Here is a 23,136-nt window from a genome sequence, read left to right on the forward strand (position 1 = left end):
CATGGCCAAGCAAGACAACGGAATGCGAGCTTTCGACGCCGCTATTGACCGGCTCAAGAAAGACGTGCCGCCAAAGGTAGTGAAGGCGCTTATCACATCCGCAAACGAACTGGCAGCGACACAGCGCCGGTTCGCTGAGACCAGCCGCGACACTGGCGCACTGATCGACAGTATCACCGTGACACTTCCCGGCGAGACGACGCCGCCATATTCGCAACCCGGCGGTTCGCGCATGGCTGGCGAGAATGAGGTGATTATCACAGCCGGAAATTCGGACGTTCGTTATGCGCACCTTGTCGAATACGGCACCAAATCCGCCGAAGCACAACCTTTCTTTTGGCCAGCCCTTCGCCTGACCCGCAAGCGCCTGCAAGGTCGCATTGATCGGGCAGGACGCGCCGCTTTGAAAGACGCGTGGAAAGGCACACAGGCCGGAACGGATATTGAAAATGATTGAGCCTTCACTTGCCTTACAAGCGGCCATTAACGCCGCCCTAGTCAATTCCGCAGACGTTGCCGAACTGGTTGACCCGATGAACATTCGCAGCGGCAGCACTCGCCCGGATGAGTTGCCATGCATCATTGTAAGCCCGACCATGACCCAAAATCTCGGCTATGCATCTGGCAACCAGAAGTGCGCCCGCGTCCTGATTGACGTGCACGTTTGGGCAGTTGATGACGGCATAGATACGGCTTGGAAGATCGGTTTTGCCGCTTGCAACGCTCTTTATGATGCGCCACGCGCCGAAGGCTTGACCGTTGTCGAATGGGAAAAGCCGCTTATCCGGTGGATGCGTGACCCTGACCCGGAGCGCACCCTTTGCCATGGCGTTATGTCGATCAATGCCGTTGTCATGTGGAAAGAATAGACATGAGAGCGGGTAAACTTGATCGCCAGATCACCATTGAGCGCAAGACGAAAACCAAGACCCCGACCGGCGGCATAGTTGAAAGCTGGCAGGCCATGGCGACGATACGCGCCGAAATTGTGCAGCAATCGGCAACGGAATTTCTGACCGGCTACGGCGAGGCAGAGAACGGGACGATTGTGTTTCGTGTCAGATACCTCGGCGGGATCACTACCGCCGACCGTGTTAGCTACAACGGTACTGCCTATAACCTGAAAGAGATCAAGGAACTCGGCAGGCGGCGCGGCCTTGAGTTGCGAGGCGTTACCGTATCATGACGCACCTACGTGGAATTAAGCCCGCCTTGAAAACCGATGCTGACGCCCTCACGAAAGCCCCACCAGCACCGGCACACCTTACGCCAGCGGCTAAAGCCGAATGGCGTCGTGTCATGCCGCAACTTATCCAGCGCCGCATCATCACCCGTGGCGACCTCGCCGGGATTGAGAACTATTGCGCCGCTATAGGCGCGGTTCGCCAGATTGCCGACCAGATGAACGCTATGCCGGTTCCTGACCTGAAATTAGGTGGCCTGCAAATCCGATTCATGCAGACGGCGCGCCAGCTTGCCGCCGAATATGGCCTGACACCGACTAGCCGCGCTCGCGTCGGCGGCGATATGTCGGACGATGACGACGACGATAACCCGCTGGCAGTGCGATAATGGCTGGCAGCGCATTTCCGGAATGGATTTATGACGGCTCGCCTATCGAAGACCCGTTCGGCTACGGCGAACGCGCCGTCAAATTCATTCGTTGTTTGCGTCATCCGGCAGCGAACAACAACACGCCGACAGCAGCAAACGATAACAAGCATCCAAAAGCATTTCAGCTTTTTGACCCTTTCGAACGGATTACACGCAGGATTTACGGTCCTCGCCACTCGGACAAGCGCAGGATCGTAAAAACGGTTTTCCTCATGCTTGGTCGTGGAAACCGTAAAACCAGTCATGCCGCCGCGTGGTCGCACTTGCACCTTATCGGCCCGGAAGCCGTTCCAGCCGGACAGGTGATTTTTGCCGCATGTGATCGCGAGCAAGCCGGTATTGGCTTCCGTGAAGCCGCGAACATTATCCGCATGGATAAGCGCTTGATCGCGGCGACGAAGATCAATGAGGCTCATAACTCTGCGAAGCAAATCACTAATTTGCAGAATGGCGCGACCCTGAAAGCCATTTCCAGCGACGGCAAGGCACAGCACGGCACCACGCCGACCTTTGTGCTCGTTGACGAGATACACGCTTGGAAAGGCCGCGACCTTTGGGAAGCTATCGACAGCGGTATGGTGAAGGCCGACGACCCGCTCATGATCATTTGTACCACGGCAGGCCGTGGACAAGATAACGTAGGTTTTGAGCTTTACGATTACGCCTATAAGGTCGCGACCGGCGAGATTGACGACCCGTCGTTTCTGCCGATCTTGTTTCAAGCCGACCCCGGCGATGACTGGCAAAACGAACAGACATGGCTAAAAGCTAATCCCGGCCTGCCGTTCGGCTTCCCTAACATTGCCGGCTTGCGGAAAGCAGCACGCACCGCAGAAAATAGCCCACCCGCTCGATACCAGTTTCAGCAATTCAATCTCAACGTCTGGCAGGCCGCTAGCCGTGATCCGCTGTTTGACATGGCTGTATATGACGCCGGTTATGATCCACAATTTGACCTCGCTGACCTCGAACCGCTTCCTTGCTATCTCGGCGTTGACTTATCCCGTTCTGGCGACCTGACCGCCATTACCGCCGCGTTTCGCCATGATGACGGTCGCATTTCGGTGCATCCTTGGTTTTATCTGCCGTCCGAAGGTTTGGACGAGAAAGCACGGCTTGAACAGGTTCCATATTTGCGCTGGCGTGACGATGGATTGTTGAACGTCATTGACGGCCCTGTCATCGAACCGGACGCGATAGCCGACCAGATTATAAACATTTGCGGCACCTACAATGTGCAGGAAGTTGTTTTTGATCCTTCGCTAGCCGGTCCGATCATGTCGAAGCTCGCCAGTGCTGGCATTACCGTTTTGCAGCTTCCACAGACTGCGAAGAATATGCACGGCCCAATTTGCGACCTTGAGCGCATCGTGAACGGCAAGCGAATCCGCCACGGCGCGCACCCTATTTTACGTAAGCATTTTGAAAGCGTGGTGGTGAAACGCGCCACCAATGCAGGCGAGCTTGTGACTATGCACAAGGGCACTCGGCACAGCAATCATATTGACGGTGCTATCGCGTCGGCACTTGCCGTTTCCCGTGCCGTGAATGGCGAACAGTCCGGCAGCTTCCTTGATACAATCGATGATTTTGACAAGCTATGGAATAGTTAAATGGATAATGAACAACGCCTTTTAGTCACCCTCGAAGCCCGAATGAACAAATATGAGCGCGATCTTGAACGCGCCCGCGCCAAGACTTCGAAGAATATGAAGGGTATGGAAGACGCCGCCAAGCGCTCGGCCCAAAACATGGAAAAATCTTATGCTGACACTGGCAGCAAGATTGCTGAGAAATTACAGCTTGCGTTCAAGCCCATGCTTGCCGGTGGCGCGATTGCAGCCGCAGCGACGGCTTTCAAGCAGATCGCCAGCACGGTTGCAGAAGTAGATAGAGAAGCCGACAAAGCCCGCGTCTCGACCAAGGTATGGCAGCAATGGACTTATGTTGCCAAGGCGACAGGCGCGAGCGTTGACGGCGTAACCGACGCTCTCAAGGAGCTGAACATCCGCGGTGATGAGTTTGCCCGAACTGGTAAAGGCTCGGCGCAGGAAGCCTTTGAACGGCTCGGCCTGACCGCCGCAGATGTTGCCGAACGCCTGAAAGACCCTTCCGCTTTTCTTGATGAGATTATCGGCAAGCTGCAAAAGATGGATAAGGCCGCACAGGCCCGCAACATCGATGAGTTGTTTGGCGGTACAGGCGCGGAAGAGCTTTCAAAAATGCTCGGCCTATCCGTTGAACAGATTCGGAAGCTTCGCAGTGAAGCCGCCCTTTTCAGCGATGATCAGTTGAAGGCCGCAAAAGACTTTGATGCGCAGTGGGAAACCGTTTGGCGCAACGTGCAAGTTTATGCGAAGCAGGCCGCGCTAGAGTCGGTTTCGTACATTAAACAAATCGCAAGCGCTATTAGCGCGTTGAAGGGCGATAACATCATCGCGACCAGCCGAAATTACGCCCTGTCCGATGAAGGCCGTTTGAATACCTATCTGGAACGCCGCGCCGACATTTTGAAACGGATAGCCGATCTCCGTAACAAGCCGGACTTTGACAAGGATTATGATGGCCTTGCGCTGGAGCGGCTTGAGGCCGATCTTGCCGCCGTTGATAACCAGATTGCAGCCTTGACCCCGCACAGCAAGGAATTTGCGGCAGCGCTCAAGGAAATGTCAAATATCACCCTGGGTGTGTCCGGCAATATGAATAATGCGGCAACTTCCGCCGCCAATTTCAAGCAGGCTCTTACCGACCTGAAAAACCTTGTGCCAGAACTAAAAGCCGAACTGGACGAACTGGCGAAGCTTGACCAGATCGACAAAGCTTTTCAGCAGGCGGTTAAGAACGCCAAGACACCCGCAGATATCGAAGAGGCGAACCGCATTGCAGCCCGCGCCCGGACAGTTGCCAGCTATGGCGACCAGAAGGATTTTTTCAGCCTTGTGAAGCGCGTTGAAAGCGGCGGCAACTATAATGCCACGCTCGATCATGGCAGATGGACGAACGGCCCGCAGAACCTCACCGGCATGACGCTTGATCAAATCATAGCGCTACAAGGCCGGATGCTTACGCCAGAGAACCGAAACCTTTATCGCGACAAAAACGGCAACCCTGCCGGATCGTCCGCGCTCGGCGCATACCAGATCACGCGCCGGACCCTGAAAGGTTCTATGAAAGCGCTCGGCCTTGCTGGCGATACTATGTTTGACGAGACCACACAGGACGCCATAGCGCGCTATCTGGCGCGTTCACGTGGCAATGACGTGGAAGGTTTGCGGAACGAGTGGGAAGGCTTGCGGAAGGTCGATCCTGACACAATTCGCAGTCTCTATAATCAGTCCGATCTATCGCCGGTGAAGGTGCAGCCTTCCGAAAGCCAGCAAAAGGCGATTGACGACGCAAAGAAAGCGACAGAAGCCCGGAAACAGCTTAATGACAGCTTGCGCGAAAGCCAGAGCCTTGCCGAACTTGAGCGCAAGACAGTTGGTATGTCCTCGCAGCAACGCGAGATTGAGCTTGAAGTTTTCCGCCGTATTCAGGACGCCAAGCGCCAAGGCTTGAGCCTGTCCGATCAGGATATCAACAAAATCCGCCAGCAGATCACGGCGACAGCGAGCTTGAACCGAGAAACGGAAAATGCGCAGCGTGCTATCAACGGCGCGCAGGAAGCGAAGCAATATTTTGCAGAGAGCTTCACATCGTCCCTGTCCGGCCTGATCACCGGCACGACCAGCCTTTCGGATGCGGTTAGCAATCTCGCGAACAACCTTATGGACGCGGTTTTGCAGGCTACTTTGCTCGGCAAAGGCCCGCTTGCAACCCTGTTTGGTTTTGGTGGCGAAGGTCAAGCTTCCGGCCTGTTAGGATCGATTTTCGGTTTTGCAGATGGTGGTTTTACTGGCGCAGGCGGTAAATATGATCCGGCTGGCGTTGTTCATAAGGGCGAGTATGTCATGAGCGCCGCCGCCGTGAAGCGTCTCGGCGTTAAGAACCTCGAAGCGCTACACCAGAACGCCAAGCGCGGCTATGCGGACGGCGGTTATGTCGGTCGCACCAGCTTTGCACGTCCGGCGAATATGAACACGGTCAGCACGACAAACAATTCGCCAGCCGTGAATATCTCGGCACCAGTGACCGTTAACGCCAATGGCGGGACACCTGAGCAAAACGCCGATCTTGCCGGACAGACTGCCAAGGCTATGGAAAAGACCATGCGAGGCATTGTGTCCGACGAGATTAGAAGATCGATGAGGCCGGGCAACCAGCTTAATAACCGGTCGCGGCGGTCCTAATGGTGATTGCTTGAGAACTTAAATACCAGATCGGCATTCGGACTATCTAAAGTGTACCGCTCGACGGTGCACTTTCCTTTTGCCCTTACTGGTGCGGGACCACGCAACACCATTTGGTCACCTAGATTTCGCCCTACAACCTTATATGGTGCGGGTTTGCAGCCCTTTTTAAACGCGTATGCGGTTCCGGTAATTCGGTCAGATTCTTCATAGCCCGTGAATAATACGCTACCCTCTTGGACGCCCATAGCCTGCAATCCTCTGCGTGGCGTCTCGTATGTCGCTTTCACTTCACCAAGAGCGACAAACCAAGCAATTACCGACCCATTGTGCTCATAGAAATCTAGCTCCCCGGCACAACTGACACTTGGCAGCACCAACGCGGCAATAGACAACGCCGCAGCAATAATACCTCTCACAATACCACTTGCCCCCATTTGGTTTGATCGATGAATAATTCTTATCGACGTTCGGGCAACCTAACAAGTCACCCACATTGAGCGCATTGACAAATTCATTACGTATATATATGTATACAATTATATATTTAAAGGAGCTTTGAAAATGCAGCCACAGCAAATGTTTGGCCTACCATATGAACGGGCCATTCAATTTCGGGATGTACTTGAGGCGCGAAACCAGACGTTCGCAGATTTCGTTACAGAAGTTATCCGCAGCGCCGTCGCTATCACGCAGATTAGCCCGGACGTTCCAGAGTTTCACATTAGGCCTGAGATCCCCGGTGAGGCTCGCGGCTTTGTTATAGGTTTTGCAGATTTACCCAAAACATTCATGCCGCGAGAGATCGCGGCGGGGCTTGCCGACACATTGCGTCAGGCCGCGAACTTGAAAGAGCGCTTCCGTGAAACTCAAGGGGATACCTATTATCGCGTTGCCCGGCAGAGCAAAGGCGTTCGTGTGACAATCCCGGCGAACAGTATGACACGAAAATACAATGCCGATCTTGCGGAAGACATAGCAGCCCAAATCGACCGCGCACTTGATAGAACTGATTAATAAAAACAGCAGCAACAGCAACAGGAGAATAGAAACAAAAAACCGCGAAGGTTGAGGCCCTTCACGGTTTTAAGATTGTGCTTAAGGAGTGAAACAGTTGCCGAACTATTTCAACGGTAATGATAGCGATTTTAACTTTGATTTTCAAGAAGAAAATCGGGGTTATGCGAGTGATAGTGAACGTTTAGCCTTAGAGGGTCTGGACGATCTTCTAGATGATGGCACCTCTACACTTCTGGATATGGAGCAACCAGCACCATGCACGGTTCCGCTTGCTTTGGTTCGGGGGCCAGAGATTGAAGGAGTTTTGACGCCTGCAATTGAAGGAGTTTTGACGCCTTGCCGTGGTGAGATTGAAGGAGTTTTGACGGCTACCTTTTACCCGTCAAAACTCCGCAACCGCGATGTTGAAAAATCAGAAATAATTGAACAAAATCATTGTAGTTACGCCGGTGACGACGTATTTCAACCAGTGCAAGATTTTAATACCTATTCCACACCTCACAACGAGATAGAAGAAATAAAGAAAATAGCACTATCAGAAATCACACTCGCCACGACACAATTCACCATCCTGCAAAACTCTCTCAATTCAAAACAGCACGGCGTGCAGCGCCCGCAATTGCCCGATCTATCATCCAGCACCCTTTTCGGCGCTTTTGGTGATTACGATGCACCGCAACCAGAGCGGGCGAATGCTGATAGCGCCAAGCCAACACCATTCACCCTCGCACGTGACCATGCCTTATCATCGCAACCAGAGCGGAAAGACCTTCAACAGTTCCTTGACGCCAAAAACCTGACAGACCCGTTTCAACACAGGTGGAAAAGCCTGACAGACAGGAAGCGGAAATTCGTGCTTTCCTCAATGCTGGCACACGAGCAAAACGGCTGGTTTTTTAGTCTCGACTTTCATGAGGATCGCGCCGCCGAACTCATGAAGTCACCCAACCCGGCTATGCTTTTCGCAGACAGGCACTTACGCAAGCACTTGGCGGCGTGTCTTGGCTACGTTCCGGCAATTGCCCTCGCTCTGGAGTTTGACAGCAAGGGCAAGCTTCACACTCACGGCATATGCATCCCGGATATGGAGAAGCCAGACCCCGGCTTTAAAGAGAAGCTCGCACAAGCATTGCGGCTGTCCGCGTCACGTACCTACAAGCGAAAAGAACTCTATCCGACGCTTGCGAACGTGAAGCCTATCTTTGAGCCGCTTGGATTGGCCGCATATATCCTGAAAGACCTATCCCGGACACAAAAGAAACTAAACAAGGAAAGCGCGAGTCCGGTATACTCTAACAATGAAATGAAGAGAACCACCGTAAAATATCACGAACTAGTTAGACAATCAGAGCAATACTAACTACTCAATTAGTTATTAAAAAGTATCTCTTCGTTAGCTTCTCATTTTTCACTTGATTATACCGAAGTCTATTCCTATCCATATGCACACAGCGCCGACGCGCACCATGCAACACTAGGAGTAGAACTTATGACCGTTGTTCCTTTTCTTAACCAGAACCAAACAAACGAGATTACCGGCCTGATGATGGCTGCTACCTCGGCAATCATTAAAGTTGCGAGCATTATCCCGCTCGGCGCACACCCGGACACGTTCAAGGCGATCTTCGCAGATGCACAACGCACCGCCGTCCTTGACGCGTGTATTCAGCACCTATGCGGATACAATGAAGGGCTGGCGAATTTCCTGACAGAAGCAGCCAACGAAACGCAGAATGTCGCACAGCCTACAGAATCCACACAGCGAGTCACCGAGAGCGTTTCTCATTCCGAAGTCCCTTCACCCATTTTGATTGATGAAACGCGCTGGCAAGCCGCTATGGACGAAATACGGGCAATTATTCTAGCGCCCTACAATGGTGGCGCTGGACTTGGCTACGATCCGATGAATGAGATTGGCTTGGCGCTGGCGAAGCACCTGAATGTTATTCCGGTGAACAATGGCGTTAGAGCTATGGCATGCAATCAATAGCCGTCACATTATTCAAAACACAGATTCGGATATACGTAAGTTAAGCTCTGAAATGAGCGAATTTGAAAATGATGATGGAGGGGCAATTGGATCGGCAGAAAATAACCGAAATATTTTTACCCACGCTTCATGAAGCTTTGCAGCGCATGGACAGTAATAATTTGAAGCTTGCTCACTATACTCGCTTCGAAAATGCCAAGTTGATAATATCCGGACGAACTGTTTGGATGCGTGGCAGCGATAAAATGAATGATACTCGTGAAATAACACACGGTATTGAGGCAGTGGATTATGCACTAACCAAATACAAGCATCTAACGAAAGAAACTCTAAGTCGGTTTTACGTAGGACTACCAGCGATATTGGAAAAAAGCTGGTTCGATTTAAGAAACCGCGTATTGCGCGATGTTTTTATTTCGTGTTTCTCCGAGCACTGGCCACACGAAACGCCAATGGGCCGACTTTCAATGTGGCGTGAATACGGTAAGCCAGATGGAGTGGCACTTGTCCTCAATGTCGAACCATTTCGACTGGAAACAAATGCTTTGAACGCCTATGCCAGCCCAGTTTACTACGGCGGTAAAAATGAGTTGGCGAACAAATATGAGGAAATACTAATTAATATTTCGGATAATACGAGAGAGCTTAAGGAATTCTCCAACCCTAGTCACATTCTACAATTGATGACTATGGCTATTTTGTTCGGCGCTTCCTGTCTTAAGCATTCCATCTTCAAGGAGGAAGAAGAATGGAGGGTGCTCCATATGACCAATATACAAATGCCCACTTTGTTGAGAAAACGTGTAGTGCCCATTACTAATGAAACTGTGTTTGAAATTCCTTTGGAGGACTGCCCGGAAAAGGGTCTGGTTGGTTTAACGCCCGATGCAATTCTCGCTAACGTTATTTTTGGACCTTCAAAACGCGCTGACGAAAACATAACTGAAATGATTGATCTATTGAGACTACAAGGCGTAAGGGAGCCGCATTTGCGCATATTGAAATCTGAAATACCATTGCGCGTTGATTGACTACGTTGACAGAGAGCAAAGGCCCGCCAATTGGCGGGCTTTTCCATTATTTGTTAGCTTGTATCTCTTTTTCTACAGACTGTTGAAGTCCATCACAATTAGCTATTATCCCGTAAGTTGCCCTCATGAACCCTGAAAAAAGCTTTCTTTCTCGATCTTCATTTTTATGCAATGCCACAATCAATTCATCTTTTGAAAGAGTGGTGTAATCGGTTTTTAAGTTTAAAGATTCCAAGTGATTTTTAAATATTTTATCATTGTTATCAAAAAATTCTTGAGATGGCTTAAAGCAATATTTAAAATCTCCGCCTTTAAGTGAGTTAACGATGGCGGCGTAATATTGAGTGTATTTTAAATTATTTCCCATATCGAGGTCAGAGTCTGCAAAATATATAGCCATTTGTTTCAGGGCCCATTCTTTTTGCTCGTCGGGCAAATCTTTATTTTCCATTATTTGTTGAGCAAATTTAAATTTCTCGAAATCGTCTCTTTTTTTATTTTGATAATAATTGACACCAGATGAGAGGAGCACGGTTAAGATAGGTATAATAATCAAATAGCCCCATTGAAGGTAACGGGGGGTACTTGTGTTGTTTTCGCTCATGTATAGGCTCCCGACTGGAACGTCGTGTAGGGTATAGTTTTACCTTCTATAACAGGATCGAAAGTGATTCCTCCACAGCGAGGGTTATCCACAGGCCAAAAGGGTACAAATTATCGGATGGTACAATGTTACAAAGTTTCTTATTAGCTAATTCTAATAATATAATAAAATCAATTCGGTAGCATTGGTGTCGATGAGAGAATTGACTTTTCGAGTCTCTCATCGCCCACCATTTTTTCCCTAATAATTCAATTCGGTATCAGAGTTTGCTTGTTGGACGGCTTTGCCGGTCCATGAGGGCAATAATTAGGACGGCTTCCCTTTTAAGCGAGCAATGACGTAGGCTGGTATGCCCGGTTTAAAGCGCCACGATTGATATCTGCCTATTTCCTCGCATTCGCGGCTATCGATAGCGATTGTGCTTATTATGAGAAATCTACTTGGTAGGCGATGGTTTTTCTCGAGTAAGTTTGGCTTGGTCAAGTTTATAACCGAGTGTCTATATCGCCTGCCGATACAGACAATGAATAACAAAAAAGCCGCCCATCGCTACGGGCGGCTTTTTTCGGGAAATCCTGAAGTACCGGTATTTCCGTCTCAGCTTTGAAGCTGATTAATTGGCTTTTGCGCTGTCGAGCTTATCCGAAACCGTTTTAAACGTTGAGGAAATGCTGGTGCCCAAAGTTGCCGTTGCGGTAATGATACCGACTGCAATCAGAGCGGCGATCAGGCCGTATTCGATTGCCGTTGCGCCTTTTTCATCCTTACGAAAACGCGAGAAAAATTTCATCATGTCCATACCCCTTCAAGTTGGCCCGTTCGTTGCTGAACTGGACACAACTTATCCTCGCATTCGTTGCAACCGCCTTAAAGCCAATGGTAAATGAGCTATGACTAAATTCTATGCTTAACGATTAGCTCTCAATTAGTTGGAATTCACTTAAAATTGCAGCTCATCAACGGACGGCATCCAGACGGTTTTATTGATGACGAACACTAAGCTGGATTGGCCTTATTGAAGCCCGCCGACACCGAGGTGCTCTCCGACCGCATGATGATTGTCGACCTGCCATGTTCCAAAATTTAGTGAAGGATGCTCGCCGGAGAATCTCCGGCGAGCATTGTGATTATCCGCGAATGAAAGCAAGCAGATCAGCGTTGATCACATCTGCATTGACGGTAAGCATGCCGTGCGAAAAGCCGGGATAGATAATCAATTTGCTGTTTTGCAGCAGCTTGTCCTGCAGAATAGAAGCGCATTTATAAGGAACGACCTGATCATCGTCGCCTTGCAAGACGAGTGTTGGAACCGTTATCGCCTTCAGATCCTCTGTCTGATCCGTTTCTGAAAACGCTTTGATCCCTTCATAATGTGCCTTGGCGCTTCCCATCATGCCCTGTCGCCACCAGTTATCGATAACGCCTTGCAATGGCTTCGCGCCCGGACGATTAAATCCATAAAAAGGACCAGAGGGCACATCGATGAAAAACTGTGCGCGATTGGCGGCAAGCGCTGAACGAAAACCATCGAATACTTCGATAGGTGTGCCATCAGGGTTGTTGGCCGTCTTAACCATCAGAGGAGGGACAGAGCTGACCAGAACTGCCTTGGCGACGCGACCCTGCGGTTGACCAAACTTTGCCACATAGCGTGCGACCTGTCCGCCGCCTGTCGAGTGACCAATATGAACGGCGTTGCGAAGATCGAGATGTTCCGCAACTGCTGACGCGTCAGCAGCGTAATGATCCATATCATGACCATCGCTGACCTGGCTCGAACGGCCATGTCCCCGCCGATCATGCGCGACAACACGAAAGCCTTCCTTGATGAAGAACAGCATCTGATTGTCCCAGTCGTCCGCACTGAGCGGCCAGCCATGATGGAAATGGATGGGCTGTGCGTCCTTCGGACCCCAATCCTTGTAATAGATTTCAGTGCCGTCTTGTGTCTGAACAAATGCCATCGCGGTTTCTCCTTGAGAGTACCAATGATTTGGGAGGCTAACCTGCATGGCAAATAGCGCTAGCGCTGGTCGTGACAAGGACCAGTGAGAAAAGGAACGCCACGGTCCAGTCGGAGATTTTCCAGAACAAGGGCGTGAAGCCAGAATACAGCACATTGTCGGGGCGCCCGACCAAAGTCGATCGGTCGCCCCTTTGTATCGAAATGGCTAATGAAGTCCGCCAACGCCGAGGTGCTCTTCTACCGCATGATGGTCGTCGGAGAGTTCCTTGGACGTCCCTGACCAGGCAATGCGGCCACGTTCCAGAATGATGACGTGATCAGCGAAATCGAGCGCGCTTTGGATGCGTTGTTCGACAAGCAGGATCGTCATGTCGCCCTTCTGCGCCAAGGCCGAGAAGGCTGCCATCAGTTCTTCGCAAATAACCGGTGCAAGGCCCTCGAGCGGCTCGTCCAGCAGCAGTACCGTCGGCTTGCCGAGAATACTGCGCGCCGTTGACAGCATTTGCTGCTCGCCGCCGGAAAGCTGCGAACCGAGATTGCGGCGGCGTTCCTTCAAACGCGGGAACATCGCATAGGCTTCCTCAAGCGCATCCTTGGGGCGTTTCTTCAAGCCAACGAACAGATTCTCTTCCACGGTAAGAGTAGGGAAGACGTCGCGGGTTTGGGGTACATAACCAAGACCGGCAAGCGCGCGGGCTGCCGACGGCAGTGTCGCGATATTCTGACCGCCGAGCAGGATTTCGCCGCCATAGCGACGGGTCTGTCCGGCGATGGTTGCGAAGAGGCTGGTCTTGCCGACGCCATTGCGCCCCAAGATGGCCAGTCTCGAGCCGGGTTCTGCTTTGAACGACACATCTTCAATGACCCGCGTCGGCCCGTAGCCGGAGGAGAGGTTGTGGATTTCAAGCGAGGCTGCACTCATTGCGCATAGCTCCCCAGATAGGCTTCGCGGACGCGGGTATCCTGCACGACATCTTGCGGCAGTCCGTCGAAAATCACGGTGCCTGCGGCCAGAACGACCACGCGTTTGGCAAAGCGGAAAACCAGATCCATGTCGTGTTCGATCATGAGAACGGCGAGATCGGCGGGCAGGCGGTCGAGCGCTTCTTCGATGCGGCCTGTATCGCTTTGCGGAACACCGGCGGCGGGTTCGTCCAGCAGGAGCACTTTCGGACGCAGCGCCAATGCCAGCGCGATTTCCAGCAGTCGTTGCTGGCCATAAGCGATCTGGCTGACACGCAACTGGCTGAGTGACAGAAGGCCGAGCGTGTCGAGAATATCGCGCACCTCATCCATCACGCCCGGCATTTTATGGTAGTCGCCGAGAATGCGGCCTGTCTTGCCTTCGCGCTGCAAAACCGCGAGCGCGACATGTTCCTCGGGCGTCATGTCGAAGAAGAGGCGGGTGACCTGAAACGAGCGCACCAGACCGCGCCGGACACGCTGCATGGCGTTGAGCTTCGAGACATTCTCGCCGCCGAGCGTCACTGTACCGGAGGTGGCCGGAAGGTTGCCTGTCACGAGGTTGACGAAGGTGGTCTTGCCTGCGCCGTTCGGTCCGATGAGGGCGACGCGGTCGCCCTCGGCCATGCTGAGCGAAACGTCGTTAGTGACCGCCAGTCCGCCGAAATTCTTGCGCAGTTTTGAAACTTCAAACACGGTGCTCATGCGTTGCGCGCCTTCCGCTTCTCGAAATAATGGACGGCGGTGCCGTAAAGACCGCGCGGGGCAAACAGCACCACGAGGATCAGCAATGCGCCAACCATGGTAAGCCAGTGGAACGGATTGGCCGCAGAGACCAGATCTTCAAACCACATGAAGACGACAGTGCCGATCAGCCCGCCGAACAGGGTGCCCGTGCCGCCCAGAACCAGCATGACGAGGGCTTCAGCCGACATGGTGAAGCTGAGGCTATCCAGTCCCACAACCTGCGTGGAAATGGCGTTCAGCGCGCCGCCGATGCCGGCAATAGCGCCGGAAATGACATACATGCGAAGCTGTGCCGAATGAACCGATGCGCCCATGGCATGGATGCGGATCGGGTCTTCTTTCACGCCGCGGCACAGCATGCCGAAAGGCGAACGCACGACATAGCGCAGGAAAATGAAGGACACGAGGAGCAGGATAACGCCATAAATATAGACGGTGTGCCCATAGAGATCGAATTCGAAGGTGCCGAAAATCGGATCGGGCGAAATGCCGCTCAGGCCGTCGCTGCCGCCTGTCCACTCAGACGCCTTGTTGGCGGCTTCATGGAAAAGGTGCACTACGGCAATCGACAGAACGAGCTGCGCCAATCCATGCGCGCGCAAAATGACGACGCCGGAAACAAGCCCCGTAACAGCGCCGGCAACAAGGCCGACCAGCGTCATGAGGAGCGGATCGGTCACGCCGAAATGCGCTGCGGCTATGCCTGCACCATAAGCGCCCGCGCCGAACAATGCGGCATGGCCAAGCGTTGCGATGCCGCAATAGCCGGTGACGAGATCGAGCGAGAGCACGAGAAGGGCAATCGCGATGATGCGGGTCAGCAGCGCCAGATTGTCAGGAAACAGAAACCAGCCGATGACGCTGGCCACAATGATGGCGATGACGCCGATCATTCCTGCATAGGATTTACGGTTTTGGGGGAGGGTTTGCGACATGTCGGTCACTTCTTGGCCAACCTTCCGGCAAGGCCGCGTGGAAACAGGGTAACGATCACGATCACCGCCAAATAGAAGAAGAATTCGCCATATTCAGGCGCAAGATAGCGTCCCGTTGTGTCGATGGCTCCAAGCAGGAGACAGGCGATGAGGGCGCCAGGAATGGAACCAGCGCCGCCGACCGATACGACCACGAGGAACGTCACCATATAGCGCAGCGCGTAATAGGGCTCGACCGGCAGCAGTTCTGCGCCGACGACACCGCCAAATGCAGCAAGACCGATAGCGAGTGCAAAGCTGACTGCGTAGACGATTTCGGTTCGAACACCGAGAGCTGAGGCCATATTGGCGTTATCGACGGCGGCGCGCAGTTTCACGCCGAAGGCAGTGCGCTCGACGATATACCAGAGGCCGATTGCAACGGCGAGACCGCAGCCAATGGCGAAAACACGGTGCTTGGCGATAGAACGGAAGCCGAGATCAATCGAGCCGCGCAGCATTTCCGGCAGCGGAATGGTCTTCAGCGTCGGGCCGAAAATATAGTTGGTCAGGCCGATGATGCAGAATGTGATGCCGATGGTCATCAGAACCTGCGTCAGCTCCGGCGCGCCATAAATGCGGCGATAGAGCAGCCTTTCCACGGGAACCGCGATGATCATGGTGCCGATAACGGCGATGATGATAGCGAAACCGTAATTGAGGCCAAGCTGGTGCGCGGCATAAGAGGCGAAATAGCCGCCGATCATCGCAAAGGCGCCATGCGCCAGATTGACAACGCGCATCAGACCCATGGTGACGGAAAGGCCGATAGAGATGACGAAGAGCACCATGCCATAGGCAAGGGCATCGATGGCAATGCTGAGCACAGTCTGCATTGAGTAATCCTATTGGAGCATTTCCAGCAAAAGTGCGTAGCGGTTTTGCGTAGGATAATGCGTAAAACAACTAGATAGAGCGGTTCCACGATTCCGTTTTAACCGGAGCCGCTCTCGATTGATTCTCTGGCCGGAGGCTGAGAAAAAGTCGCTCCCGGAAAGATCCGGGAGCGCAAGTGCCTCATATTCGATGGAATAAGAGGCGGGCTGAACCATGAAACAGACGGATTACTTGGCCTTGAGGCCCGGGTCGCCCTGCTTCTCGAAGGTCTGGATTTCCTTGTTGTAGTAGCTGCCGTCTTCCGCCTTGGCGACTTCACGCAGATAGATATTCTGCGTCAGGTGACGGCTTTCCGGATCGATGGAAACCGGGCCACGCGGGCTGACCCATTCCATGCCTTTGACGGCTTCCACTGCCTTTTCCGCATCCTTCTTGCCGCCGGTCGCTTCGATCATCTTGTAGATGACGTGCATGCCGTCGTAAGCGCCGACTGATGGGAAGGACAGTTCGGCAGGATTGCCGATTGCCTTTTGGGCTTCTTCGACGAACTTCTTGTTTTCAGGAGAGTCGTGCGAAATCGCATAGTGGAAGGTGGTCAATACGCCCAGCGCCGTTTCGCCGAGAGCGGGAAGGTCGGATTCCTGCGTGAGGTCGCCCGGCGCAAAAAGCTGTACGCCGCCATTTTTCAAGCCGTTATCGACATAGGCTTTCATGAAGCCGAGCGTGGTGGGACCAGACGGTAGAAAGGCGAAAACGCCCTGCGCACCGGAATCCTTGATGCGCTGCATGATCGGACTGAAATCATTGGTGGCAAGCGGCATGCGAATGGCTTCCACCACTTCGCCGCCAGCGTCAGTGAACGCGGCCTTGAATGCATTTTCAGCATCAACGCCCGGGCCGTAATCGCTCACCACGGTGATGACCTTCTTCACACCCTTGTCGATTGCCACCTTGGCAATAGGCGTGGAGGTCTGCCAGGTCGTGAACGACGTGCGAACCACATAAGGGCTCTTGGTCACGATTGCAGACGTGGCCGCATTCATCACCACCATCGGCACATTACCCTGCTTCAGGATGGGCGTGACAGCCATGGCATCCGGCGTGAAGTAGAAGCCTGCCAGATACTGAACGCCTTCCTTGACGACGAGTTCCTGTGCCAGCGCCTTCGATTGAGCCGGATCGGCCTGCGGCACGTCGCGATAGACGACTTCCACCGTATCATCGCCGATCTTGTTACCGTGCTCTGCCATATAGGCATCGATACCGGCCTTGAAATTCTTGCCCTGAATGGCGAATGGTCCCGAAAACGGGCCGATAACGCCAACCTTAACCACATCGGCATAAGCCGCCGATGCGGTGAGCGACAAAACCGCCAATGCGGTGAGTGCTAATTTCTTCATATTCTCCTCCCAGTTGCCCACCATTCCCGCGCCTGACCGTCGCAGCGCCACAGGGAATGACCTTTCTCCAGAGCGCGTTCCGATCTGATGATATCAGCTCGGTGCGTCTCAGCTTTCGCTCTAACGCGCATCTTTTCCGAAAACCGTTTTACGCCTTTCGGGATGCGCAATAGAATGTCGATCTGATTGTTTATGTAAAATGATATTGTTGGTCGAAATCATAACTGATTGGTTATGGGAATGTCCAAATAAGAAATGAATCAACGCCGTTGCGCACAGACTTTCTTGGGAGGATTTAAGTCGGATATATCCTCACGTTCAAGCCTGATGCGCATTGATAAGCACGATGGCGCGTCAATTAAGAACAAAATAGCACGCCGGATATTAGGTTGCTTATATTTAGAATGGTAATCCTACGTAGTTTTCAGCCAATGCAGTCGATGCCGCATGAGAATGGCTAATATAGTCCAGTTCCGCTTCCTGCACCTTCTGGTCGAAGGTTTCCATGTCGGGGAAGCGATGCAGCATCTTCGTCATGGACCACGAAAAGCGTTCTGCTTTCCAGATGCGCGCCAGCGCCTTGGCCGAATAGGTGTCAATGCCTGCCGCTGATTCATCGAGATAAAACTCGCGCAGGCCTTCAAACAGGTAGTGAACATCGCTCGCCGCCAGGTTGAGACCCTTGGCGCCCGTCGGCGGCACAATATGCGCAGCGTCGCCCACGAGGAACAGCTTTCCGAAACGCATCGGTTCGGCAACAAAGGAACGGAGCGGGGCGATGGACTTCTCGAACGAAGGACCCGTCACCAAAGCTTCGGCATGGTTTTCGGGGAGGCGACGGCGCAATTCGTCGTAGAACCGGTCGTCGCTCCAGTCCTCGATCTTTTCGTCCAAGGAGCATTGGAGATAGTAGCGGCTGCGGGTTTCCGACCGCATCGAACACAGGGCAAAGCCGCGTTCGTGATTGGCATAGATCAGTTCATGATCGACTGGCGGGATATCCGCCAGAATGCCAAGCCATCCGAACGGATAAACCTTTTCGAAATTGGTGATGGCTTTTTCCGGCACCGATTTGCGGCTGACGCCGTGATAACCGTCGCATCCGGCGATGAAATCGCAATCGATGCGGTGCGTGACGCCATCCTTTTCATAGGTGACGTAGGGCGAAGCGCCGTCGAAATCATGCGGTGTGACATTCGCGGCTTCATAAATGCCGACAGTGCCGGATTTGTGCCGCTCGTCCATCAGGTCCTGCGTCAGTTCCGTCTGGCCATAAACGGTCACGCGTTTGCCGGTCAGGGCATGAAGATTAATGCGGTGATCGCGTCCATCGAAGGCGAGCGAGAAACCGTCATGTGGCAGGCCTTCGCGATGCAGGCGTTCAGCAGCGCCTGCTTCTTCCATCAAACGAACGGTGCCTTCTTCCAGCACACCGGCGCGCACGCGGCCAAGAATATAGCTTTCGCTGGCGCGGTCGAGAATGACATTGTCGATACCGGCGCGCGTCAGGAGCTGTCCGAGCAGAAGACCTGACGGACCGGAACCAATAATGGCGACTTTGGTGCGCATGATTTCCTCCCAACGCAACGAATGCCCTTTATTCTTTGAAACCACCGCAAACTGGCAATGGATTATTGCAGCAATAAATTGTACAAATCGAACACGATTGTGGAGGCAGAATGATGCGTGTTGAAGTTCCTACCTACGAACTCTATGGGGAGGGAACCGATAAAAAGCCGGATTTCTGGCTGCATTGCGAAACGCTTTACTCGCGATCCAGCCTGCATCAGTTTGAAATCGAGCTGCATCGTCACGAGAATTTCTTTCAATTCCTGTACATTCAGAGTGGCGCGGGCAATACCAGTTTCAATGGCGTGATCCATAGTTTTCGCACGCCGTGCGCTATTCTGGTTCCGCCCGGATTCAATCACGGGTTTTCATTTTCGCGCGATATTACCGGCCATATCATCACGATTCTGCGCCCGCAAATGCCCTTTGTCAGCGACCGTCCGGGAAGCGCCTTTGCTGCCTGGCTGAATGGGCCGCGCCTTGTCGCGATGGAGAACGCTTCAGCGGAAGATTGCGCGCTGGCGGCTTTAACGGTCAATCGGATACAGACGGAATTCCATTCCAGAAAGCCATATAAAAACAGCATATTGGAATCCATGTTGAAGACGATGATCGTTCTCATCTCGCGACCGGCATTGAACGAATTACAAGCTGAAGACGGACGCCCGGCCTATAGCGATGCACGCGTTGAAAAGTTTCTCGAACTCATCGACCGGCATTTTCGGGAACATCGTCCGGTGGCTTTTTATGCCGATATGCTTGGTCTATCACCGACCCACCTCAACCGGCTGGTGCGAAGGCTGACGGGAGAAACGACACAACACATGATTGCACATAAGCTGATCGATACGGCCAAGCGCGACCTCATCGCAATGCCGTCTTCGGTTCAGCACATCGCTTATTCGCTGGGCTTTTCAGATCCCGCTTATTTCTCGCGCTTCTTCCAGAACTTCACCGGGGAGACACCCCGCAGCTTCCGTTTGCGCGAACGTGCGCGGCTTGCGGAAACAGTTCATGCCGACTGACTTGGACTTTTGAGACAGCTTTCGGTGTTGAGACCTTCGCAGCCTTCATATGCCCATCCGTTCGCGGAGCTGCTTTCTGTAGGACCGCGATACCGGCCATGAACTGTCAATCGACCGCATTTTGACCTGCCATTTATCGATCTTTCTGCGGTCCACGTCGATGACGTGCAGTGTATTCACGAAAGCCGTTCGGTGGATCTGAAGGAAAATCTTGGATGGCAACAGGGTCGACCACATGCCGAGCGAACGCGAATCGAGCAGCATAGACCCGTCTTCCAGCCAGATTTCGCTGTAGTTTCCAGCAGAGCGCACGCCGACGATGATGTCCGGCTGGACACCGCGCACCACACCGCGATTGCTGAGATAAACCAAAGATGTGGAGCTTACGGGCACGGTTGTCGGCTCAGCGCGTCGGCCTGTGCCATATTTCGCTTGTCCGATGAGATCAGCGCATTGGAACAGCGCGCTCACTTCGCTGGTCGACCAGATCTTGCTGGCGGCTGTCGTATCAAAGCCGATGATACCGCGCAGCCTGTCATCATGAAACATCGGCACGCTGAGGACGCTCTTATTGCTCTGCCGTAGAAACTCCACCTGAATGGCTCGCGCGGTTCGGGGCAGGTCGGTGACGTCATGGACGGCGACCGCTTGACCCTTGACCATATATTTGTGCAGCCAGGCGATAAGGGTTGTCGGCGCTTCCTGAAGTTCCGAAACATAGGCTCTGGTCTGGCCGCGACACCACTCATGCGTGTTGCGGAAGCGGAGCAAATCTGACCGATATTCGATCAGCCAGGCCCGATCCGCGTGCGACGCAGCGCCCATCAGCGCGAGCTGGTCAGAAATAGCTTCATTGAGCGGATATTTGAGCAGGCCCATGCCACATCGATAGGCCCAGTCCAGCGATACGCTGTTTGCAAAATCCGCCTTTATGTGAATCCGGTAAGAGCCTGCACCGTCAGGCACGTCGGTTTTTAGCATGGCCTGTCCCCCGCCCAACCCGAAACCGCGTTAGATGCTCAAGGGAGCTGCGTTATACTTTTATATGCCCCGGCATCATATTCACCGCCGAAAGGGGATGAGCCTACTGCTTATGAATTAGCAAATGCAGTTTTGCTCCAACGAAGGTGGTAGTCAAATTTGATTTTTGAAATCAGGCACTACGCTGCCGCTTATTATGAAATCCGGCAGCCCATTGGAGCGTGAGACGCAGATCAAAGGTCTTTGAGGCTTTGATCTGCGTCTTATCTTTTATTTAGACGAGGTCAGCGGGCAGCACATCCGCCGGGATGTTCTGATAGCTGACAGGGCGCAGGAAGCGGCGGATGGACATGGTTCCGACGCTGGTCGCACCGAAATTGGTGCTGGCCGGGTAGGGGCCACCATGAACCATCGAATCGACCACTTCCACGCCGGTCGGGAAACCGTTGGCCAGAACGCGTCCGGCCTTGCGCTCCAGAACTGGTAGAAGCTTGCGGGCGTCTGCGGCATCGTCCTTGTCCATATGCAAGGTCGCCGTCAGCTGGCCTTCAAAGCCCTTGGCCAGATGCACCATGTCATCGACCGACTTGACGCGAACGACAACGCCGAGCGGACCGAACACTTCCTCACCAATGGTGTGGTCGCCGAGGAAAGCTTCACCAGTCGTCTCATAGAGATTGGGCGAAGCTTCGCGGCCCTTGCTTTCGGTCGTCAACACCGGCTTGACGGAATTGCGGCTGTCGAAATGCGCCTTGCCGTCCTGATAGGCCTTGGCAATGCCATCGGTCAGCATGACCTGCGGTGCAACCTTTTCCAGAGCGCTGCGGGTCGACTGCACAAAGCTGTCGGCTTCCGAACCGTCGATAACCACGGCAATGCCCGGATTGGTGCAGAACTGACCGGCACCCATCGTCAACGATCCAGCCCAGCCTTCGCCGAGCGACGAGGCGCGTGCCTTCATGGCTTCCGGCAGCAGGAACATCGGATTGACCGAGCCAAGCTCGCCGAAGAAAGGAATCGGTTCCGGACGCTGTGCGCACAGGTTGAAAAGGGCGCGGCCACCGCCAAGCGAACCGGTAAAGCCGACTGCCTTGATGAGCGGATGTGTGACGAGTGCTTCGCCGACCTTGCGGTCACCGCCCTGAATGAGACTGAACACGCCCTTCGGCATCCCGGTCTTGGCGATGGCGGCTTGAATGGCGTCAGCGACGATTTCGCCTGTGCCGGGATGGGCGGAATGGCCCTTCACAACCACCGGGCAGCCAGCGGCAAGGGCGGCTGCGGTGTCGCCACCAGCGGTCGAGAAAGCGAGCGGAAAGTTGGAAGCGCCGAAAACGGCAACCGGGCCGATAGGACGCTGCATCAGGCGGATTTCCGGACGTGCAGCAGGCTTGCGGTCGGGCAGGGCCTCATCGACGCGACGGTCGAGATAATCGGCTTTGCGAATATGGTTGGCAAAAAGACGCAGCTGGCCGGTGGTGCGTCCGCGCTCGCCTTCAAGACGGCCGGTCGGCAGGCCGGTTTCCTGCGTGCCGATTTCGGTGATGGCAGCAGCACGGGCTTCGATTTCGTCGGCAATGGCTTCAAGGAAGAGCGCGCGTTCTTCACGGCTTGTATAACCATAGGTCCAGAAGGCGTCTTCCGCTGCTTCGCAGGCGCGCGCCACCAGTGCGGGCGTACCGACGGCAAATTCATGCGATGGGCCTGTCGCCGGTGTTGAAGCGAACGTCGTCTCCCCCGCAACCCACTCGCCAGCTATCAGGTGTTGTCCATGGGGTGTCCAGCTCATCTCAATTCCTTTCCGCTTGCTATTGCAGCAAGTCAGCCTATCGCGATGCGATCTTCATATTATCCCGATCCGTTTTTCTGCACGCAGGCGCGGCTAAAAGGATCAGTGCAGCATGGATACATGGAATGGAGGGAATTGTCGCCTGAGTCCGTGCTTTTACTGGGATTTTGAATCGCAAGACACGGTGAACAGGCAAACCGGACGAAGCACTACGTGATTCACTGGCCAGACTGCCTCTTCTCTGTGGCCGGACGGCGAATGTGGATAACAGGATGTCTTTGAAAAGGCCGGGAAAACCGGCGTTTTGAAAGAAAGGCGAAAATTCTTTTGCTTTCTT

22 protein-coding genes are annotated in these 23,136 nt (G+C 53.5%); 11 read left to right on the forward strand and 11 right to left on the reverse strand.

The annotated features are described in order from the left end of the window. The first annotated feature begins 1 nt into the window (after window position 1). From QBD01_RS05835 to QBD01_RS05880, 10 genes are all read left to right on the forward strand, one after another. Window positions 2-457, forward strand: coding sequence for an HK97-gp10 family putative phage morphogenesis protein (locus QBD01_RS05835; RefSeq protein ID WP_280991964.1), 456 nt, complete (start codon window positions 2-4; stop codon window positions 455-457). Then, window positions 450-869, forward strand: coding sequence for a DUF3168 domain-containing protein (locus QBD01_RS05840; RefSeq protein WP_280991965.1), 420 nt, complete (start codon window positions 450-452; stop codon window positions 867-869). Before QBD01_RS05835 ends, QBD01_RS05840 begins: the two co-directional genes overlap by 8 nt. A gap of 2 nt (window positions 870-871) precedes the next feature. Next, a complete protein-coding gene (locus QBD01_RS05845; protein ID WP_280991966.1) occupies window positions 872-1,186 on the forward strand; it encodes a phage head closure protein in 315 nt (104 codons plus the stop codon). Further along, window positions 1,183-1,572: a phage terminase small subunit P27 family gene (locus QBD01_RS05850; RefSeq protein ID WP_280991967.1), complete on the forward strand. Its 390-nt coding sequence runs from the start codon at window positions 1,183-1,185 to the stop codon at window positions 1,570-1,572. The genes QBD01_RS05845 and QBD01_RS05850 overlap by 4 nt, the downstream gene beginning before the upstream one ends. 95 nt (window positions 1,573-1,667) lie before the next feature. Continuing rightward, window positions 1,668-3,227 carry a terminase TerL endonuclease subunit gene (locus QBD01_RS05855; protein ID WP_280991968.1) on the forward strand — a complete coding sequence of 520 codons (1,560 nt, stop codon included), beginning with the start codon at window positions 1,668-1,670 and terminating at the stop codon, window positions 3,225-3,227. Between the two features lie 42 nt (window positions 3,228-3,269). Continuing rightward, on the forward strand, window positions 3,270-5,903 hold the full coding sequence (locus QBD01_RS05860; RefSeq protein WP_280991969.1) for a hypothetical protein: 2,634 nt from the start codon (window positions 3,270-3,272) through the stop codon (window positions 5,901-5,903). Between the two features lie 564 nt (window positions 5,904-6,467). After that, window positions 6,468-6,920, forward strand: a complete 453-nt coding sequence (locus QBD01_RS05865; RefSeq protein ID WP_280991970.1) for a hypothetical protein — start codon at window positions 6,468-6,470, stop codon at window positions 6,918-6,920. 97 nt (window positions 6,921-7,017) lie between these two features. Further along, on the forward strand, window positions 7,018-8,283 hold the full coding sequence (locus QBD01_RS05870; protein WP_280991971.1) for a hypothetical protein: 1,266 nt from the start codon (window positions 7,018-7,020) through the stop codon (window positions 8,281-8,283). 129 nt (window positions 8,284-8,412) lie between these two features. Beyond that, entirely contained in the window at window positions 8,413-8,913 is a 501-nt protein-coding gene (locus QBD01_RS05875) for a hypothetical protein (RefSeq protein WP_280991972.1), read from the forward strand. A gap of 68 nt (window positions 8,914-8,981) precedes the next feature. Then, a complete protein-coding gene (locus QBD01_RS05880) occupies window positions 8,982-9,944 on the forward strand; it encodes a DUF2971 domain-containing protein (RefSeq protein ID WP_280992119.1) in 963 nt (320 codons plus the stop codon). A gap of 46 nt (window positions 9,945-9,990) precedes the next feature. Here QBD01_RS05880 and QBD01_RS05885 read toward each other — a convergent pair whose 3' ends face one another. The 9 genes from QBD01_RS05885 to pobA form a co-directional block, all read right to left on the reverse strand. Beyond that, window positions 9,991-10,548, reverse strand: a complete 558-nt coding sequence (locus tag QBD01_RS05885; RefSeq protein WP_280991973.1) for a hypothetical protein — start codon at window positions 10,546-10,548, stop codon at window positions 9,991-9,993. 613 nt (window positions 10,549-11,161) lie between these two features. Continuing rightward, window positions 11,162-11,341: a Flp family type IVb pilin gene (locus QBD01_RS05890; protein ID WP_280991974.1), complete on the reverse strand. Its 180-nt coding sequence runs from the start codon at window positions 11,339-11,341 to the stop codon at window positions 11,162-11,164. Window positions 11,342-11,675: 334 nt separating this feature from the next. Further along, the gene (locus QBD01_RS05895; RefSeq protein ID WP_280992120.1) at window positions 11,676-12,560 is read right to left on the reverse strand and encodes an alpha/beta hydrolase; all 885 of its coding nucleotides are present in this window, start codon (window positions 12,558-12,560) and stop codon (window positions 11,676-11,678) included. A gap of 159 nt (window positions 12,561-12,719) precedes the next feature. After that, a complete protein-coding gene (locus QBD01_RS05900; protein WP_280991975.1) occupies window positions 12,720-13,436 on the reverse strand; it encodes an ABC transporter ATP-binding protein in 717 nt (238 codons plus the stop codon). Then, complete coding sequence (locus QBD01_RS05905; RefSeq protein WP_280991976.1) at window positions 13,433-14,182, reverse strand: ABC transporter ATP-binding protein; 750 nt, start codon at window positions 14,180-14,182, stop codon at window positions 13,433-13,435. Before QBD01_RS05905 ends, QBD01_RS05900 begins: the two co-directional genes overlap by 4 nt. Then, a complete protein-coding gene (locus QBD01_RS05910; protein WP_392391309.1) occupies window positions 14,179-15,159 on the reverse strand; it encodes a branched-chain amino acid ABC transporter permease in 981 nt (326 codons plus the stop codon). Before QBD01_RS05910 ends, QBD01_RS05905 begins: the two co-directional genes overlap by 4 nt. A 5-nt stretch (window positions 15,160-15,164) precedes the next feature. After that, on the reverse strand, window positions 15,165-16,034 hold the full coding sequence (locus QBD01_RS05915; RefSeq protein ID WP_280991978.1) for a branched-chain amino acid ABC transporter permease: 870 nt from the start codon (window positions 16,032-16,034) through the stop codon (window positions 15,165-15,167). 228 nt (window positions 16,035-16,262) lie between these two features. After that, window positions 16,263-17,435 carry an ABC transporter substrate-binding protein gene (locus QBD01_RS05920; RefSeq protein WP_182520268.1) on the reverse strand — a complete coding sequence of 391 codons (1,173 nt, stop codon included), beginning with the start codon at window positions 17,433-17,435 and terminating at the stop codon, window positions 16,263-16,265. A gap of 399 nt (window positions 17,436-17,834) precedes the next feature. Then, the gene (gene pobA, locus QBD01_RS05925) at window positions 17,835-19,004 is read right to left on the reverse strand and encodes a 4-hydroxybenzoate 3-monooxygenase (protein WP_280991979.1); all 1,170 of its coding nucleotides are present in this window, start codon (window positions 19,002-19,004) and stop codon (window positions 17,835-17,837) included. 113 nt (window positions 19,005-19,117) lie between these two features. Between pobA and QBD01_RS05930 the strand changes: the two genes are divergently transcribed. Further along, window positions 19,118-20,029 carry a helix-turn-helix domain-containing protein gene (locus tag QBD01_RS05930; protein ID WP_280992121.1) on the forward strand — a complete coding sequence of 304 codons (912 nt, stop codon included), beginning with the start codon at window positions 19,118-19,120 and terminating at the stop codon, window positions 20,027-20,029. A gap of 45 nt (window positions 20,030-20,074) precedes the next feature. On the opposite strand, the gene QBD01_RS05935 is transcribed toward QBD01_RS05930, so the two are convergent. Both QBD01_RS05935 and QBD01_RS05940 read right to left on the reverse strand, forming a co-directional pair. After that, window positions 20,075-21,010 (reverse strand): LytTR family transcriptional regulator DNA-binding domain-containing protein, encoded by a 936-nt coding sequence (locus tag QBD01_RS05935; RefSeq protein ID WP_280991980.1) that lies wholly within the window; start codon window positions 21,008-21,010, stop codon window positions 20,075-20,077. 274 nt (window positions 21,011-21,284) lie between these two features. Then, a complete protein-coding gene (locus QBD01_RS05940; RefSeq protein WP_182520272.1) occupies window positions 21,285-22,799 on the reverse strand; it encodes an aldehyde dehydrogenase (NADP(+)) in 1,515 nt (504 codons plus the stop codon). Between the last annotated feature and the right edge of the window lie 337 nt (window positions 22,800-23,136).

The organism is Ochrobactrum sp. 19YEA23 (assembly GCF_029909865.1).
GTDB classification, from domain to species: Bacteria; Pseudomonadota; Alphaproteobacteria; order Rhizobiales; family Rhizobiaceae; genus Brucella; species Brucella gambitense.

What these genes read in the sequence shown, in the direction of transcription:
- QBD01_RS05900 (WP_280991975.1), bottom strand. Translation starts at nt 13,436, where the DNA reads ATGAGTGCAGCCTCGCTTGAAATCCACAACCTCTCCTCCGGCTACGGG.
- QBD01_RS05885 (WP_280991973.1), bottom strand. Translation starts at nt 10,548, where the DNA reads ATGAGCGAAAACAACACAAGTACCCCCCGTTACCTTCAATGGGGCTAT.
- QBD01_RS05860 (WP_280991969.1), top strand. Translation starts at nt 3,270, where the DNA reads ATGAACAAATATGAGCGCGATCTTGAACGCGCCCGCGCCAAGACTTCG.
- QBD01_RS05865 (WP_280991970.1), top strand. Translation starts at nt 6,468, where the DNA reads ATGCAGCCACAGCAAATGTTTGGCCTACCATATGAACGGGCCATTCAA.
- QBD01_RS05845 (WP_280991966.1), top strand. Translation starts at nt 872, where the DNA reads ATGAGAGCGGGTAAACTTGATCGCCAGATCACCATTGAGCGCAAGACG.
- QBD01_RS05890 (WP_280991974.1), bottom strand. Translation starts at nt 11,341, where the DNA reads ATGATGAAATTTTTCTCGCGTTTTCGTAAGGATGAAAAAGGCGCAACG.
- QBD01_RS05880 (WP_280992119.1), top strand. Translation starts at nt 8,982, where the DNA reads ATGATGATGGAGGGGCAATTGGATCGGCAGAAAATAACCGAAATATTT.
- QBD01_RS05905 (WP_280991976.1), bottom strand. Translation starts at nt 14,182, where the DNA reads ATGAGCACCGTGTTTGAAGTTTCAAAACTGCGCAAGAATTTCGGCGGA.
- QBD01_RS05850 (WP_280991967.1), top strand. Translation starts at nt 1,183, where the DNA reads ATGACGCACCTACGTGGAATTAAGCCCGCCTTGAAAACCGATGCTGAC.
- QBD01_RS05910 (WP_392391309.1), bottom strand. Translation starts at nt 15,159, where the DNA reads ATGTCGCAAACCCTCCCCCAAAACCGTAAATCCTATGCAGGAATGATC.
- QBD01_RS05875 (WP_280991972.1), top strand. Translation starts at nt 8,413, where the DNA reads ATGACCGTTGTTCCTTTTCTTAACCAGAACCAAACAAACGAGATTACC.
- QBD01_RS05915 (WP_280991978.1), bottom strand. Translation starts at nt 16,034, where the DNA reads ATGCAGACTGTGCTCAGCATTGCCATCGATGCCCTTGCCTATGGCATG.
- pobA (WP_280991979.1), bottom strand. Translation starts at nt 19,004, where the DNA reads ATGCGCACCAAAGTCGCCATTATTGGTTCCGGTCCGTCAGGTCTTCTG.
- QBD01_RS05930 (WP_280992121.1), top strand. Translation starts at nt 19,118, where the DNA reads ATGCGTGTTGAAGTTCCTACCTACGAACTCTATGGGGAGGGAACCGAT.
- QBD01_RS05920 (WP_182520268.1), bottom strand. Translation starts at nt 17,435, where the DNA reads ATGAAGAAATTAGCACTCACCGCATTGGCGGTTTTGTCGCTCACCGCA.
- QBD01_RS05840 (WP_280991965.1), top strand. Translation starts at nt 450, where the DNA reads ATGATTGAGCCTTCACTTGCCTTACAAGCGGCCATTAACGCCGCCCTA.
- QBD01_RS05835 (WP_280991964.1), top strand. Translation starts at nt 2, where the DNA reads ATGGCCAAGCAAGACAACGGAATGCGAGCTTTCGACGCCGCTATTGAC.
- QBD01_RS05935 (WP_280991980.1), bottom strand. Translation starts at nt 21,010, where the DNA reads ATGCTAAAAACCGACGTGCCTGACGGTGCAGGCTCTTACCGGATTCAC.
- QBD01_RS05895 (WP_280992120.1), bottom strand. Translation starts at nt 12,560, where the DNA reads ATGCAGGTTAGCCTCCCAAATCATTGGTACTCTCAAGGAGAAACCGCG.
- QBD01_RS05940 (WP_182520272.1), bottom strand. Translation starts at nt 22,799, where the DNA reads ATGAGCTGGACACCCCATGGACAACACCTGATAGCTGGCGAGTGGGTT.